We start from the raw sequence: 14,344 nt of genomic DNA, 5'->3' as shown, positions 1-14,344 counted from the left end.
GCTCGGCCCGTCGCCCAGCCTGCTGCCGCCGCGGCCCCGGCCGCCGCCGGGAAGAAGGTGATCGGCTACTTCACCGAATGGGGCGTGTACGACCGCGACTACCACGTCAAGAACATCCAGACGTCCGGGTCCGCGGCCAGGCTGACGCATGTCAACTACGCCTTCGGCAACGTCCAGGGCGGCAAGTGCACCGTCGGCGACGCCTTCGCCGACTATGAGAAGTCCTACGCCGCCGCCCAGAGCGTGGACGGCGTCGCGGACGGCCGGGACCAGCCGCTGCGCGGCAGCTTCAACCAGCTGCGCAAGCTCAAGAGGCTGCACCCGAACCTCAAGGTCCTCTGGTCCTTCGGCGGCTGGACCTGGTCCGGCGGCTTCGGCCGGGCGGCCGCCGACCCGGCGGCCTTCGCGGACTCCTGCTACCAGCTCGTCGAGGACCCCCGCTGGGCCGACGTCTTCGACGGCATCGACGTCGACTGGGAGTACCCCAACTCCTGCGGCCTGAGCTGCGACGCCAGCGGGCGCGATTCCTTCAAGAACCTGATGTCCGCGCTGCGCGCCAGGTTCGGCGCCTTGAACCTGGTCACGGCGGCCATCACCGCGGACGCCTCCCCCGGCGGCAAGATTGACGCGGCGGACTACGCGGGCGCGGCGCAGTACGTCGACTGGTACAACCCGATGACGTACGACTTCTTCGGCGCATGGGCTCCCCAGGGGCCCACCGCTGCGCACTCGCCGCTCACGTCCTACCCCGGCATCCCGCGGCAGGGCTTCGACAGCGACGCGGCGATCAAGAAGCTCAAGAGCCTCGGCATCCCCTCGTCCAAGCTGCTGCTCGGCATCGGCTTCTACGGCCGCGGCTGGACGGGCGTGACGCAGAAGGCGCCCGGCGGCACGGCGACCGGACCGGCCCCGGGCCGGTACGAGCAGGGCATCGACGACTACAAGGAGCTCAAGACCAGGTGCCCCGCGAACGGGACCGTCGCGGGGACGGCGTACGCGCACTGCGGCAGCCAGTGGTGGAGCTATGACACCCCCGCCGCCATCGCCGGGAAGATGGACTACAAGGACCAGCAGGGTCTGGGCGGCGCCTTCTTCTGGGAGCTCAGCGGGGACACCGCCGACGGCGAGCTGATCAAGGCCATCAGATAGTCCGCCGGGCAGGCCGCGCGCCGGCGACGGCAGCCGAGAGGGGGCCGGTGCACAGGGACACGGGCGGGCGGGTGCGCACGGCAGAGGCGCCCCGCCCCTTCCCGCGCACCCGCCCGCCGCTCTCCCGCCCGCTTCCCTACGCCTCGACGCGCCCGGACGCCTGCGACGGGACCTGCGTCGGTATCGGCATCGGCTCGCGCGGCGGCTGCGGGCAGTCCGGCTCGAACTCCTCGATCGTGCTGAGCGTGGCCCGCAGCATCCGTATCAGCAGCGCGCACACGGTGTCGCGCTCCAGCTCCTGGTGCCCGAGCCAGTCGAGCGCGATCCCCTCGACGCTGCTGAGCCAGCCGAGCAGGGCGATCCTCGCGAGCACGGGTATCTCCCGCCGGCCGTACGCGCCTTCGGCGATGGTCGCTATCAGCTCCTCGCGCACCGCGTCACGCACGGACTGCACCTGGGCGTCGAAGCCGACGCCTCCCGTGACGATGGTGCGGAACGCGGCCTGATGGTGCTGGGCGTAGCGCAGATAGCCGTCGATCGTCTGGTGCACGCGCTCCACGCGCGGCAGATCGGTGTCGCCGGCCGCGCGCGAGACGAGGTCGGCCACCGAGTCCTCGATGATCGCCAGGTAGTAGCCGCGCTTGCTCTTGAAGTAGTAGTAGATCAGGCCCTTGGCGACCCCGGCGTGCTTGGCGATGTCGTCCATCGACAGGGCGTCGTACGACGTGTCGGCGAACAGCTTCCGCCCGGTTGCGATGAGTTCCGAGCGCCGCACCTGAGATCGTTCAGTGGTGCCGCGCTGTTGACTATTATTCAAATTGCGCCCTAGTCCTCAACTGCCACAGGATCTCCGCAGTATGGCAGACCTGCGCACATTCCCCCCTTGCCCGGCGGGACGGGCGTGCGTGGGGGGCTGACGTCGCAGGGGCCGAGGTCCGCCCGGCGGCTCTCGGCGGCTAGAGCAGGCCGATCTGGGTGACGAGCATGGCGAGCACGACGACGAGGGTCCAGCCGAGGAAGTGCTCGAGGACCTTGGAGCCGTCCTCGGGGCCGCCGGTGCGCGTACGGGCGCCGGCGCGGCCGGCGGTCGTGGCGGTGGAAGTCATGGTGCGTCTCGCTCGGTCGGCCTGCAGAGGGGCTCGTGCAGGGTGCGGGTCCCCCGGGTGACCCGACCACAGTGCCAGCGACACCGGCCGCGGGGGTAGAGACGTACGTCACTGCCCCCGGCGGCCGGCTTGTGCCTCAGTGGATGCCGACGGCCGCCAGAGCCCGTCGTTGAGCGTCTGTCGGGTGGGCGGGCCAGTAGAGGTAGCAGACGCCGCCTGTGCCGGAGACCACAGCGCCGCTCGCGTTGTGGCGCTTGGTGCGGAGCCAGATCTTCTCCCACTCCGCGCGCCGGTAGACGCGGCGCACGGCCTGGTTGCTGGGCGATGCCGGGTCGTTGGCGATCACATCGCCCTCGGCGGTGAAGCCGACCACGGTCATCAGATGCCCGGCGGTGCCGTAGCCCGCGCCGGTCAGCTCCTCCTTGCGGAAGGACTGCGACGTTATGGCCGGGATGCCGGCCCGGACGAGGGTCTCCAGGTCCGTGAGCGAGGAGAGCCGGGTGACCACCGCGTTCATGTCGGGGTAGGAGGCGGCGTAGGCGGCGTTGAAGGGCCAGTTCCCGCAGCCGTCGTACTGGTAGTCGAAGGTGAACCGCGCCGCGTGGCAGACCTGGGGGTCCTCGAAGGCGGGATTGACCCAGGCCAGCTCGGCCTTGCTGGGCTTGCGACCCCAGTACTCGACGATCATCTGCGAGGAGGTGGGGCTGCACCAGGCCTCGCCGCCGTTGTCGTACTCCGGGTACTGCCCGACGTGCGTGTTCTGCGAGTAGCGCGGCACGGGCAGCTCCCGGGCGAGCGCGGGCTTCGACGCGGGCACGCCGAAGCGGTCGGGGACGTCCGAGGCCATCGCGCCGAGCCGCCAGACGGTCGGCGTCAGACGGGTGCCGGGCTTGCGGTAGAGGGTCAGCCGCAGCCGGTAGGAGTCCAGGCGCAGCCCGCTCGCCGCGTCGTCGATCGCGAAGGTGTCGGTCCAGACGCTGGCCTTGCCGTCGCTCTGGTCGTCGACCGAGGTGCGCCGGATGTCCGTGTCGCCGGACGCCCAGCGGCCCATCGTGAACCACGGCGTGTGCGTGCCGTCGGAGTAGCGGCCGCGCAGCTCCGCCTGGAGCCAGGTGCCGGCCGGGGTGTGGGCGTTCCAGGAGACGATGACCTCGGTCGCGGGCGTCTGGGACCGGTGGACGGGCGAGGTCCAGGTGGCGTACTCCCAGGTCGCCTTCTTTCCGGTGTGCGGGTCGGTGTAGTCGGTGCGGCCCGCGGCGTGGGCGATCACGACGGCGGGGCGACGGCCGGCGACCGCGCGCGTGCCGTCGGAGGCGCCGAACCGCCAGTCGGTGCAGGTGGACCAGAAGCGGTTGTCCACCAGGGGCCTGCGGCCCGCGGCGGCCGACTCCCCGGGCGGCGCGGCGGAGGCGGTCGTGCTCAGCGCGCCCGCGCCCGCGGCCGCCGCGATGGCGGCGCCCAGGACGGTTCTGCGCGAAGTCTCTCTGGCCATGGGACCCCCAAGTCAGGTACGCGACAGTGGGGCAACTATCCCGGTTCGCGGCGGGCTTCTGCCAGCACCCGGGACCGCGTCGCGCGACGAGTCTCTGTCGGCGCTCGGTCCGCCCGCCGACTCCCCGACGCCCGGCCCAGGGCGATGACCTGCGGCGGAGCCGCCGCGCCTCGGCGTGTCTCCTAGGGTGTCCTCATGGACGACGACCTCCGCCGGCAGGCGGCCGCCCTGCGCGCGCTCGCGCCCTCGTGCGGCCCGGTGCGGCTGGTGGCGGTCGACGGCCACGCCGGCTCGGGCAAGAGCACGTTCGCGGCGCGGCTGGCCGCGGCCCTCGGCGAGGTCGATCCGGCGGCTGGGGCGGTCCCGGTGCTGCACCTCGACGACCTGGCGACCCACGAGGAGCTCTTCGCCTGGACGGAGCGGATGCTCGCCCAGGTCGTCGAGCCGCTCGCGCGCGGCGAGAGCGCGCGCTACGACCCGTACGACTGGAGTCTGCGCCGCTTCGGCGGGCCGCGCGTTCTCGAGGCCGCCCCGGTGGTGCTGATCGAGGGCGTGGGGGCGGGCCGGCGGGCGCTGCGACCGTATCTGGCCAGGCTGCTGTGGATGGAGCGGAGCGCCGAGGAGTCCTGGGCGCGCGGACGGCGCCGGGACGGAAGCGAGCTCTCCGGTTTCTGGGACGGCTGGACCGTGGCGGAGACCCGCCATTTCTCCGGCGACCCCTCTCGTCCGTTCGCACAGACGCTGGTACGTGAGTGCCAAGAGGGGTACGAATGGCTGCCGGGACCTGCACAGACAGCGCGTTCGATTCAAGCCATCACAGAGCGTGAGTGCCCTGGCCCACCATACTGAGCAGTCGGAAATCGGACTCAAGAGTGCCTCAACTCTGCTTGACCGAGGGGGCGTACAGGTCTTACGTTCTCAATGTGCGGCTTTTCGAAGTCGCCGCAGACGCGAAGCCCCCGGTTGTTCCCCCGTGATCGGGGGCTTCGTTCTGCCCTCACCTCCGCCGCCCCCGTGCCGCGCCCCGCCCCTCGCTCACCCTGGGTCACCGCCGCCGGGTCGTTCGCCGCGGTCTTAGTCGCCACCCCTATGCGCAGGTACGATGCCTCTCGGTGGGTCAATTCCCGTCCACGGCAAGGTTGTTCAGTACGCTGCCGACGGGCGTCCGCCCGGCGGGACACACAGGTGCACGGTTTGTGGGGGGATATGGGGGACCCTATGGACAGCGGCACGCAGGGCGCGCCGACACCGGCCGATCTCGCCTGGGTACGGGGCGTGGACGCCTACACCATGGGCGCCTACCCGCAGGCGGAGGAGGAGTTCAAGGCCGCCGTGCGGCTGGACCCCGGGATGGCGGACGGCTGGCTGGGCCTGCACGCCCTGAGGGTCGACACCACCACCGCCCTACTGCGCATGTACCGCGGCCGCGAGCGCTTCGGCCAGCAGCGCGCCCGCCACCGCCGCACCCTCAACTCCTGGTACTGGCTCGGCTGGTGGGTCCAGCCGGTGCTGGAGAGCCCCCGCGATCTGCTGCTCGCGCACGCCTCGCACTGGCTCGACGGCCGCCATGTGCCGGAGCTGGACCGGGCGTTGGCCGGGCTGCCGCCGGTGGACGCCGATCCGCAGGTGCGCTTTCTGCACGCCTGCCGGGCCTATCTGGTCAAGGACTGGGAGCAGCTCGTACGCCACACCGAGCCGCTGGTCAACGACCCGCTGCTGGGCATCGAGGCCGGGCTGTTCGGCGGCATGGCCCGGGTCCGGCTGGAGATGTACGGACAGGCGGAGCCGCTGCTGTCCGCCGCGCTGATGCGCTGCCGCAGCGAGCAGCCGCAGCGCAAGGAGCTGCGGTACTGGCTGGCGCGAGCGCACGAGGGCACCGGCCGCAGCGCGGCGGCCCTGCCGCTGTACCGGGCGGTGCACCGGATCGACCCGGCGTTCATGGACACCTCCGCCCGGCTCGCGGCCATCGCGGACTACGACGGGATCGACGGATACGAGGGCTACGACGAGGCGGCCGGGCTCGCCGCCGTGTCCCTGGCCGGCGTCGGCCAGGACGTCGTGGACGCGCAGGCAGAGGCGGAGAGCGCGCTCGCGGGCGAGCCGCGGCTCGGGCCCGACCCCGGCGCCCAGCTGCCCGGCTCGGTCCCGGCGCCGCCGCCCGAGAGCGTACGGCACAAGGCCGCGGTGCCCCCGAAGCCCGCTCCCCCGCAGTTCCCCGCGGGCCCCACCGACCCGGTGCTGCTCGCCGAGGCGCTCGCGGAGCTGGAGCGGATGGTCGGCCTGGAGCCGGTGAAGCGGCAGGTCAAAGCGTTGTCGGCGCAGCTGGAGATGGCGCGGCTCCGAGCCGGCCAGGGGCTTCCGGTGCAGCCGCCGAAACGTCACTTTGTCTTCTCCGGCCCCTCTGGCACCGGCAAGACCACCGTCGCCCGCATCCTCGGCCGGGTCTTCTACGCGCTGGGCCTGCTCGGGGGCGACCATCTGGTGGAGGCCCAACGGGCTGACCTGGTCGGGGAGTTCCTCGGTCAGACCGCGGTGAAGGCGAACGAGCTGATCGACTCGGCGCTGGGCGGGGTGCTGTTCGTGGACGAGGCGTACAGCCTCTCCAACTCCGGCTACACCAAAGGCGACGCGTACGGCGACGAGGCCCTCCAGGTGCTCCTCAAGCGCGCCGAGGACAACAGAGACCACCTGGTCGTCATCCTCGCCGGCTACCCCGAGGGCATGGACCGGCTGCTGGCGACCAACCCCGGCCTCTCCTCCCGGTTCACCACCCGCGTCGACTTCCCCTCGTACCGCCCTCTCGAGCTGACCGCGATCGGCGAGGTGCTGGCCGCCGAGAACGGCGACGTGTGGGACGAAGAGGTCCGCGAGGAGCTGCGCTCCATCAGCGGCCATGTCGTCGACCAGGGCTGGATCGACGAGCTGGGCAACGGCCGCTTTCTGCGCACGCTGTACGAGAAGAGCTGCGCCTACCGGGACCTGCGGCTGTCGGGCTATCCGGGCACGCCGACCCGCGAGGATCTGTCCACCCTGCGGCTGCCCGATCTGATGCAGGCGTACGGGGAGGTGCTGTCGGGCCGCGGTCCGGTCGACCGGGGCCCGACAGATCCTCCGCTGGGCTGACCTCAGCCGACCAGCGCGCCGTCCCGCGGCGCCGGCTTCGGCGCGCGCGGCGAGGGCGCCCGGTGGGCCGGGTCGCGGACCTCGCCGACCAGCTTCTCCAGGACGTCCTCCAGGGCGACCAGCCCCAGCACCCGCCCGGACGGGTCGGCGACCTGTGCGAGATGGGTGGCCGCCCGGCGCATCACGGTGAGGGCGTCGTCCAGCGGGAGCTCGGCCCGCAGCGTCGCCATGGGCCGCCATACGTGCTGGGGAACGGCCCGCTCGCCGTCCTCCAGGTCCAGTACGTCCTTGACGTGCAGATAGCCCATGAACGCTCCGCCGCCCTCCGCGCACACCGGGAAGCGGGAGTACCCGGTGCGCACCGTCAGCTCCTCGATCTGGTGCGGGGTCACCGAGGGGGCGACCGTCACCAGCGTGGCGCGCGGGATCAGCACATCGGTCACCGGGCGGCTGCCCAGCTCCAGCACGTCCTCCAGTCGCTCCTGCTCGGCCGGGTCCAGCAGACCGGCCTGCCGGGAGTCCTCCACCAGCCGGCCCAGCTGGGCGCTGGTGAAGACCGCCTCCACCTCGTCCTTCGGCTCGACGCCGAAGACCCGCAGCACCAGCTGCGCGCAGGCGCCGAGCCCCGCCGTGACCGGACGGCACAGCCGGGCGAAGCCGACCAGGCCCGGGCTGAGCCAGAGCGCGGTCTTCTCGGGGGCGGCCATCGCCAGGTTCTTCGGGAGCATCTCGCCGACCACGAGGTGCAGGAAGACCACGACGGCCAGGGCGATCACATAGCCCAGGGGATGGACCAGCCCCTGCGGCACACGGGCGGCGTGGAAAACCGGCTCCAGCAGATGCGCCACGGTCGGCTCGGCGACCGCGCCGAGCGTGAGCGAGCAGACGGTGATGCCGAACTGCGCGGCCGCCATCATCTGCGGCAGGTTCTCCAGCCCGTGCAGCACCTGCCGGGCGCGCGCGGAGCCCGCGGCGGCCAGCGGCTCGATCTGACTGCGGCGCACGGACACGAGGGCGAACTCCGCCCCGACGAAGAACCCGTTCGCGACCACCAGAAGCAGCGCGAACAGGAGTTGGAGGGCGCTCACCGGGCGGCCTCCGTCAACGCCGGCACGTCGGCGGTGCGCACCAGGCGCACCCGCTCGGCGCGGTAGCGGTCCACCTGGCGCACCGAGAGCCGCCAGCCGGGCAGCTCGGCCCGGTCGCCGGGGGCGGGGATGCGGCCCAGCAGGTCGGCGACGAGGCCGGCCACGGTCTCGTACGGGCCGTCCGGCACGTCGAGGCCTATCCGCCGCAGGGTCAGCACCCGGCAGCTGCCGTCGGCGTCCCAGGCGGGGTTGCCGTCCTCGGGGGCCGCGGGGGCGAGCTCGGGCCGGGCGTCCTGCTCGTGGTCGTGCTCGTCGCGGACCTCGCCGACGAGCTCCTCGACGATGTCCTCGAGGGTGACGACCCCGGCGGTGCCGCCGTACTCGTCCACCACGACCGCGATGGGCTGCTCGCTGCGCAGCCGCTCCAGCAGCTGTTGCACGGGCAGCGTCTCGGGCACCAGCAGCGGCGGGACGGCGATCTGGTCCACCGCGGTGCGCAGCCGGTCCGCGGCGGGCACGGCGAGGGCGTCCTTGAGGTGGACCATGCCGACGATCTCGTCGATGCGCTCCCGGTAGACGGGGAAGCGCGAAAGGCCGGTGGCGCGCGTGAGGTTGAGGACGTCAGCCGCCATGGCGTCGCTCTGCAGGGCGCTCATCTTCACCCGGGGGGTCATCACATGCTGCGCCGTGAGGCGCCCGAGCGAGAGGGTGCGGACGAACAGGTCGGCGGTGTCCTGCTCCAGGGCGCCGGCCCGCGCCGAGTGGCGGGCGAGGGAGACCAGCTCGCCGGGGGTGCGGGCGGAGGCCAGCTCCTCGGCGGGCTCGACTCCCGCCATCCGCACGAGTCGGTTGGCGACGGCGTTGAGCCCGGTGATGACCGGGCGGAACACCGTCGAGAACAGATGCTGCGGGCCGGCGACGAACCGCGCGACCTGCAACGGGCGGGAGACCGCCCAGTTCTTGGGGACGAGCTCGCCGACCACCATCTGGACGGCGGAGGCGAGCAGCATGCCGATCACCGCGCAGACCCCGGCGACGGCTCCTTCGGGGAGCCCGGTGGCGGCCATCGGCCCGTCGAGCAGCTGGACCAGCGCGGGCTGCGCCAGCATGCCGACCACGAGCGAGGTGATGGTGATGCCGAGCTGGGTGCCGGAGAGCTGGAAGGACAGCTCCCGCAGCGCGGTGACGACGCGGCGGGCGCGGCGGTCGCCCTCGGCGGCGGCGCGCTCGGCGTCGGCTCGCTCCACCGTGACCAGGCCGAACTCGGCTGCCACGAAGAAGCCGTTGGCGAGGATCAACAGGAATGCCGCGGCGAGCAGCAGTAGGGGGATGATCATGCCGCCGCCTCCTTGGAGGGGGCGGCGCAGGTACTACCGGACGATCCGTCCATTGCTGGAGGGAGTCACTCCTCGGGTCGCAGGTGCCCCGCGGGCCGCGGTGGCCCGTGTGGTGCGGGGCGGGGCGCGCTCGGCGCCGCCGCCACCAGAGTAATCAAGCCGGCCGCCCGCGCGGCAGGGGCATCGCCGCGTGGTACGCGTCTCAACCGCGCCCCGACGGGGGCTCAGTCCGCGTCGGGACGGGTGCCGTGGGCCTCGGCGAGCGCGCGCAGCGCGCGGGCGTCGCCGATGGCCTGGGCCTTGGCGATGCCCGGCTGGATGCCGAGCACGGGCAGGCTGGTGCCGTCGCTCAGGTCGAGGAAGACCCAGGGGTCGCCGGGCCGGAGGTTCACCCGGAGGATCTCAGCCCACTCGAGTCGGCGCGTTCGGGTGAGATTGACGACGGTGACGCCTCGGTCGTCGGCGACGACCTTGGGCCGGCTCAGCAGGGCGAGGACGCCGAAGAAGAGCAGCGCGGTGAAGACGAAGCTGCTCCGCTCCCCCGCGCTCAGCTTCTCCAGCAGCAGGGCGACCGCGGTGATCACGGCGAACATCAGCGAGCCGACGCTCAGCAGGACGATCCGGGTGCGGGTCGGCCTGAACGTGACGGGGAGCGCGGGCAGTCGGGGCGGCGCGGGGGCGGGCATGGCAGCGGGCGTCCTTCAGAGGCGGCAGGCGTGGATGGCCGTGGTGAGGATGGCGCGCGCGCCCAGCTCGTACAGGTCGTCCATGATCCGCTGGGCTTCCTTGGCGGCCACCATGGAGCGGACGGCGACCCAGCCCTCGTGGTGCAGGGGCGAGATGGTCGGGGACTCGAGGCCCGGGGTGAGGGCGACGGCCTGCTCGAGGTGCTCGACCCGGCAGTCGTAGTCCATCATCACGTAGCTGCGGGCGACCAGGACGCCCTGGAGGCGGCGCAGGAACTGCTGCACCTTGGGGTCCTCGGCCTCTTCGGCGCGGATGCCGGCGCGGCGGATGACGACGGCCTCGGAGGTGAGGATCGGCTCGCCGATGACTTCGAGGCCGGCGTTGCGCAGGCTGGTGCCGGTCTCCACGACGTCGGCGATGACCTGGGCGACGCCGAGCTCGATGGCGGTCTCGACCGCGCCGTCGAGGTGGACGACGGAGGCGTCGATGCCGTTGTCGGCGAGGTGCTTGGCGACGATGCCCTCGTAGGAGGTGGCGATCGTCATTCCGTCGAAGTCGCCGACGCCGGCGGCGGTGCCGGGCTTGGTGGCGTAGCGGAAGGTGGAGCGGGCGAAGCCGAGCTGGAGGATCTCCTCGGCGTTGGCGCCGGAGTCCAGCAGCAGGTCGCGGCCGGTGATGCCGATGTCGAGCCGGCCGGAGCTGACGTAGATGGCGATGTCGCGCGGGCGCAGATAGAAGAACTCGACCTCGTTCTCGGGGTCGACCAGGACGAGCTCCTTGGACTCCTTGCGCTGCTGGTAGCCGGCCTCATGGAGCATCGCCGACGCAGGTCCGGACAGTGAACCCTTGTTGGGGACGGCGATGCGCAGCATGGGATGAGCTTCCTTTGCGTGGGAGTGTTCGGTTCTGTCTGTGTCGCGGGGTGCGTCTGTGTCGCGGGTGCGTGTGCGGCGGTGCTCAGAGGTGGGCGTAGACGTCGTCGAGGGAGATCCCGCGGGCGACCATCATCACCTGGACGTGGTACAGCAGCTGCGAGATCTCCTCGGCGGCGGCTTCCTTGCCCTCGTACTCGGCGGCCATCCACACCTCGGCGGCCTCCTCGACGACCTTCTTGCCGATGGCATGCACGCCCTTGTCCACCAGTTCGGCGGTACGGGATGTGGCCGGGTCGCCGTTCTTGGCCTTGAGCTGCAGCTCGGCGAAGAGCTCTTCGAAGGTTTTGTTCGCCATGATGGTCCCACCCTACGCGGAAGCGGCTTCTCCTCAGCGCCAGGGTTCAGATACTGAACGCAGGGTGGCCGCGGTGGCGACGGCGGCGGTGACCGCCTCGTGTCCCTTGTCCTCGGTCGACCCCTCGATGCCGGCGCGGTCGAGCGCCTGCTCCTCGGTGTCGCAGGTCAGCACGCCGAATCCGATGGGGACTCCGGTCTCCACGCTGACCTGGGTGAGGCCGACCGTGACGCCCTGGCACACATAGTCGAAGTGCGGTGTTCCGCCGCGGATGACGACGCCGAGCGCGACGACGGCGTCGTAGCCGCGGCCCGCCAGGACCTTGGCGACGACCGGGAGCTCGAAGCTGCCCGGCACGCGCAGCAGCGTCGGCTCGTCGATGCCCAGCTCGTGCAGGGCGCGCAGAGCCCCGTCGACCAGGCCGTCCATGACCTTCTCGTGCCACTGGGCCGCGATCACCGCCACCCGCAGGTCGCCGCAGTTGCGGACGGACAGTTCGGGTGCACCCTTGCCGCTCATGTCTCTTGTCTCCTCTGGCCCGGCTTACCTGCCGGTGCTGACTTCGTACGGGGTTGCGCGTGCGGGGTCACTGGTTGCCGCAGGCCGACGCGGCGGCGTCGAGCCAGGGCAGGTCGTGTCCCATCCGGTCCCGCTTGGTGCGCAGGTACCGGAGATTGTGCTCGCCCGCCTGGACGGGCATCGGCTCGCGGCCGTGGACGGTGAGTCCGTGGCGGACGAGCGCGGTGATCTTGTCGGGGTTGTTGGTCATCAGGCGCAGGCTGCGCACGCCGAGGTCCTCGAGGATCTGCGCGCCGGCGGCGTAGTCGCGGGCGTCGGCGGGGAGCCCCAGCTCGAGGTTGGCGTCGAGGGTGTCGCGCCCGCGCTCCTGGAGCTCGTACGCGCGCAGCTTGGACAGCAGCCCGATGCCCCGGCCCTCGTGGCCGCGGAGGTAGACCACGACGCCGCGGCCCGCCGCGGTGATGTGCTCCATGGACGCCTGGAGCTGGGGTCCGCAGTCGCAGCGCTGCGAGTGGAAGATGTCGCCGGTCAGGCACTCGGAGTGGACGCGCACCAGCACGTCCTCGCCGTCGCCGACGTCGCCGTGGACGAGCGCGACGTGCTCGACGCCGTCGACGGTGGAGCGGTAGCCGTAGGCGGTGAACCGGCCGAAGGCGGTGGGCAGGTCGACGGCCGCCTCCCGCTTGACGGTCGGCTCCGAGGAGCGGCGGTAGGCGATCAGGTCCTCGATGGAGATGATCGTCAGGCCGTGCTTGCGGGCGAACGGGATCAGGTCGGGCAGCCGGAGCATCACCCCGTCCTCGCCCGCGATCTCCACGATGGCGCCGGCCGGGCGCAGGCCGGCGAGCCGGGCCAGGTCGACGGCCGCCTCGGTGTGGCCGTTGCGGACCAGCACGCCGCCGGGCTTGGCGCGCAGCGGGAAGATATGGCCGGGGCGCACGAAGTCGGACGCCTCGCACGCGCCGCTCGCCAGCATCCGCAGGGTGACGGCGCGGTCGGCGGCGGAGATGCCGGTGGTCACTCCGGACGCGGGGCCCGCGTCGACGGAGACGGTGAAGGCCGTCCGCATCGACTCGGTGTTGCGCTCGACCATCTGCGGCAGGTCGAGGCGCTCCAGCTCGTCGCTCTCCATGGGGGCGCAGATCAGGCCGCGGCACTCGCTCATCATGAACGCGATGATCTCGGGGGTGGCCTTCTCGGCGGCGATGACGAGGTCGCCCTCGTTCTCGCGGTCCTCGTCGTCGACGACCACGACGGGCCGCCCGGCGGCGATGTCGCGGATGGCCTGCTCCACCGGGTCGAGGGAGAGGTCCTCGACGTTGTCGGTGGAGTACCAGGTGGGCAGTGCTGTGGTCATGCTGCCGCTCCTTCCAGGGCAGGCTGGGCGCTCGCTCGGGAGCGCAGCCACCAGTCGCGCATGCCCCACAGGACGAGCGCGAAGTAGACGACGTAGACCAGGCCGGAGAAGGCCAGGTCACTGCGGAACGCCAGAGGGACGCCGACGATGTCGACGAGCAGCCAGGCGAACCAGAACTCGACCAGGCCGCGGGCCTGGGCGACCATGGCGACCAGCGTGCCGACGAAGATGTACGCGTCGGCCCACGGGCTCCAGGAAAGCTGTGGGTAGAGCGTGAAGAGGCCGCCGACGGCGAGGGTGCCGAGCACCGCGCCGGCGAGCAGCACTCCGCGCTCGCGCCAGGTGGCGAAGCGGACGGCGATCGAGCCGTCCTGGGCCTCCTGCCGGCCGCGGGACCACATGCGCCAGCCCCACAGGGCGACGCCGATGACCAGCAGCTGCTTGCCGACGCCGCCGCTGAGCTGGGCGGAGGCGTAGGCGCCGACGAGGATGAGGCCGGAGAGCAGCTGGGCGGGCCAGGTGAGCACGGAGCGCCGCCAGCCGAGGCCCAGGGCGATCAGACCGATCGTGTTGCCGATCATGTCGGACCACATGATGTGCTGGCCGAAGGCCGTGAAGGCCTCGGCGTTCAGCCACGACAGGGCGCTCACCGGGCGGTCCCCTCGGCGCGGTCGCCGAGCAGCCGCTCGACGTACTTGGCGATGACGTCGACCTCGAGGTTGACCGGGTCGCCGGGCTGCTTGACGCCGAGCGTGGTCAGGGCGAGCGTGGTCGGGATCAGGCTGATGGTGAAGTAGTCGGGGCCCGCGTCGACGACGGTCAGGCTCACGCCGTCGACGGTGATCGAGCCCTTCTCGACGACGTAGCGCGTCAGATGGGCCGGGAGGGAGACCTTGACGATCTCCCAGTTCTCGGACGGCGTGCGCTCGACGATGGCGCCCGTGCCGTCGACGTGCCCCTGGACGATGTGCCCGCCGAGGCGGTCGCCGACGGCCATCGGCCGCTCCAGGTTGACGCGGGAGCCGGCCTCGAGCGCGCCGAGGCTGGAGCGGCTGAGGGTCTCGGCCATCACGTCGGCGGTGAACTCGCCCTCGCCGCAGTCGACGACCGTGAGGCAGACGCCGTTGACGGCGATGGAGTCGCCGTGCTTGGCGCCTTCGGTGACCAGGGGTCCGCGCAGACGGAAGCGGGAGGAGTCCTCGAGCCTCTCGACGGCGGTGACCTCGCCCAGCTCTTCGACGATTCCGGTGAACACG

15 protein-coding genes are annotated in these 14,344 nt (G+C 72.0%); 3 read left to right on the top strand and 12 right to left on the bottom strand.

The genetic code is table 11. The features are described from left to right. The coding region (locus AB0M39_RS17925) for a glycoside hydrolase family 18 protein (RefSeq protein ID WP_365365278.1) at positions 1–1,149 on the top strand (1,149 nt) is incomplete at its 5' end. A 136-nt stretch (positions 1,150–1,285) separates the two neighbouring features. Here the strand turns inward: AB0M39_RS17925 and AB0M39_RS17920 are convergent. The 3 genes from AB0M39_RS17920 to AB0M39_RS17910 form a co-directional block, all read right to left on the bottom strand. Next, complete coding sequence (locus tag AB0M39_RS17920) at positions 1,286–1,924, bottom strand: TetR/AcrR family transcriptional regulator (RefSeq protein ID WP_365365276.1); 639 nt, start codon at positions 1,922–1,924, stop codon at positions 1,286–1,288. A gap of 181 nt (positions 1,925–2,105) precedes the next feature. Continuing rightward, positions 2,106–2,255 (bottom strand): SCO1431 family membrane protein, encoded by a 150-nt coding sequence (locus tag AB0M39_RS17915; RefSeq protein ID WP_365365274.1) that lies wholly within the window; start codon positions 2,253–2,255, stop codon positions 2,106–2,108. 136 nt (positions 2,256–2,391) lie between these two features. Next, a complete protein-coding gene (locus AB0M39_RS17910; RefSeq protein WP_365365272.1) occupies positions 2,392–3,747 on the bottom strand; it encodes a peptidase C39 family protein in 1,356 nt (451 codons plus the stop codon). Between the two features lie 195 nt (positions 3,748–3,942). Here AB0M39_RS17910 and AB0M39_RS17905 point away from each other — a divergent pair, with 195 nt between their 5' ends. Continuing rightward, entirely contained in the window at positions 3,943–4,596 is a 654-nt protein-coding gene (locus tag AB0M39_RS17905; RefSeq protein ID WP_365365270.1) for a hypothetical protein, read from the top strand. Positions 4,597–4,965: 369 nt separating this feature from the next. Next, positions 4,966–6,870 (top strand): AAA family ATPase, encoded by a 1,905-nt coding sequence (locus tag AB0M39_RS17900; RefSeq protein WP_365365268.1) that lies wholly within the window; start codon positions 4,966–4,968, stop codon positions 6,868–6,870. A 2-nt stretch (positions 6,871–6,872) separates the two neighbouring features. On the opposite strand, the gene AB0M39_RS17895 is transcribed toward AB0M39_RS17900, so the two are convergent. The 9 genes from AB0M39_RS17895 to AB0M39_RS17855 all read right to left on the bottom strand — a co-directional run bounded on the left by AB0M39_RS17895 (position 6,873) and on the right by AB0M39_RS17855 (position 14,343). Beyond that, positions 6,873–7,958 (bottom strand): hemolysin family protein, encoded by a 1,086-nt coding sequence (locus tag AB0M39_RS17895; protein ID WP_365365266.1) that lies wholly within the window; start codon positions 7,956–7,958, stop codon positions 6,873–6,875. After that, a complete protein-coding gene (locus tag AB0M39_RS17890; RefSeq protein WP_365365264.1) occupies positions 7,955–9,295 on the bottom strand; it encodes a hemolysin family protein in 1,341 nt (446 codons plus the stop codon). The genes AB0M39_RS17895 and AB0M39_RS17890 overlap by 4 nt, the downstream gene beginning before the upstream one ends. Positions 9,296–9,519: 224 nt before the next feature. Then, entirely contained in the window at positions 9,520–9,981 is a 462-nt protein-coding gene (locus AB0M39_RS17885) for a PH domain-containing protein (RefSeq protein WP_365365262.1), read from the bottom strand. Positions 9,982–9,996: 15 nt separating this feature from the next. Beyond that, complete coding sequence (hisG, locus tag AB0M39_RS17880; RefSeq protein WP_365365260.1) at positions 9,997–10,854, bottom strand: ATP phosphoribosyltransferase; 858 nt, start codon at positions 10,852–10,854, stop codon at positions 9,997–9,999. A gap of 85 nt (positions 10,855–10,939) precedes the next feature. Further along, complete coding sequence (locus tag AB0M39_RS17875) at positions 10,940–11,212, bottom strand: phosphoribosyl-ATP diphosphatase (protein ID WP_142215995.1); 273 nt, start codon at positions 11,210–11,212, stop codon at positions 10,940–10,942. 33 nt (positions 11,213–11,245) lie between these two features. Beyond that, positions 11,246–11,731, bottom strand: a complete 486-nt coding sequence (gene ribH / locus AB0M39_RS17870) for a 6,7-dimethyl-8-ribityllumazine synthase (protein WP_365365257.1) — start codon at positions 11,729–11,731, stop codon at positions 11,246–11,248. Positions 11,732–11,798: 67 nt separating this feature from the next. Then, entirely contained in the window at positions 11,799–13,088 is a 1,290-nt protein-coding gene (locus tag AB0M39_RS17865; RefSeq protein WP_365365255.1) for a bifunctional 3,4-dihydroxy-2-butanone-4-phosphate synthase/GTP cyclohydrolase II, read from the bottom strand. Beyond that, entirely contained in the window at positions 13,085–13,738 is a 654-nt protein-coding gene (locus tag AB0M39_RS17860) for a nicotinamide mononucleotide transporter family protein (RefSeq protein WP_365365253.1), read from the bottom strand. Before AB0M39_RS17860 ends, AB0M39_RS17865 begins: the two co-directional genes overlap by 4 nt. After that, positions 13,735–14,343 (bottom strand): riboflavin synthase, encoded by a 609-nt coding sequence (locus AB0M39_RS17855; protein ID WP_365365251.1) that lies wholly within the window; start codon positions 14,341–14,343, stop codon positions 13,735–13,737. The genes AB0M39_RS17860 and AB0M39_RS17855 overlap by 4 nt, the downstream gene beginning before the upstream one ends. Position 14,344 lies beyond the last annotated feature (1 nt).

The organism is Streptomyces sp. NPDC051907, assembly GCF_040681075.1.
Taxonomy (GTDB): domain Bacteria; phylum Actinomycetota; class Actinomycetes; order Streptomycetales; family Streptomycetaceae; genus Streptomyces.
Note: the sequence above shows the minus strand (reverse complement) of the source record. Positions and strands in the feature narration are given on the sequence as shown.

Excerpts from the sequence above, each read along its gene's own strand:
- AB0M39_RS17915 (WP_365365274.1), bottom strand. The coding sequence starts at position 2,255 with ATGACTTCCACCGCCACGACCGCCGGCCGCGCCGGCGCCCGTACGCGC.
- AB0M39_RS17910 (WP_365365272.1), bottom strand. The coding sequence starts at position 3,747 with ATGGCCAGAGAGACTTCGCGCAGAACCGTCCTGGGCGCCGCCATCGCG.
- AB0M39_RS17905 (WP_365365270.1), top strand. The coding sequence starts at position 3,943 with ATGGACGACGACCTCCGCCGGCAGGCGGCCGCCCTGCGCGCGCTCGCG.
- AB0M39_RS17900 (WP_365365268.1), top strand. The coding sequence starts at position 4,966 with ATGGACAGCGGCACGCAGGGCGCGCCGACACCGGCCGATCTCGCCTGG.
- AB0M39_RS17890 (WP_365365264.1), bottom strand. The coding sequence starts at position 9,295 with ATGATCATCCCCCTACTGCTGCTCGCCGCGGCATTCCTGTTGATCCTC.
- AB0M39_RS17885 (WP_365365262.1), bottom strand. The coding sequence starts at position 9,981 with ATGCCCGCCCCCGCGCCGCCCCGACTGCCCGCGCTCCCCGTCACGTTC.
- hisG (WP_365365260.1), bottom strand. The coding sequence starts at position 10,854 with ATGCTGCGCATCGCCGTCCCCAACAAGGGTTCACTGTCCGGACCTGCG.
- AB0M39_RS17875 (WP_142215995.1), bottom strand. The coding sequence starts at position 11,212 with ATGGCGAACAAAACCTTCGAAGAGCTCTTCGCCGAGCTGCAGCTCAAG.
- ribH (WP_365365257.1), bottom strand. The coding sequence starts at position 11,731 with ATGAGCGGCAAGGGTGCACCCGAACTGTCCGTCCGCAACTGCGGCGAC.
- AB0M39_RS17865 (WP_365365255.1), bottom strand. The coding sequence starts at position 13,088 with ATGACCACAGCACTGCCCACCTGGTACTCCACCGACAACGTCGAGGAC.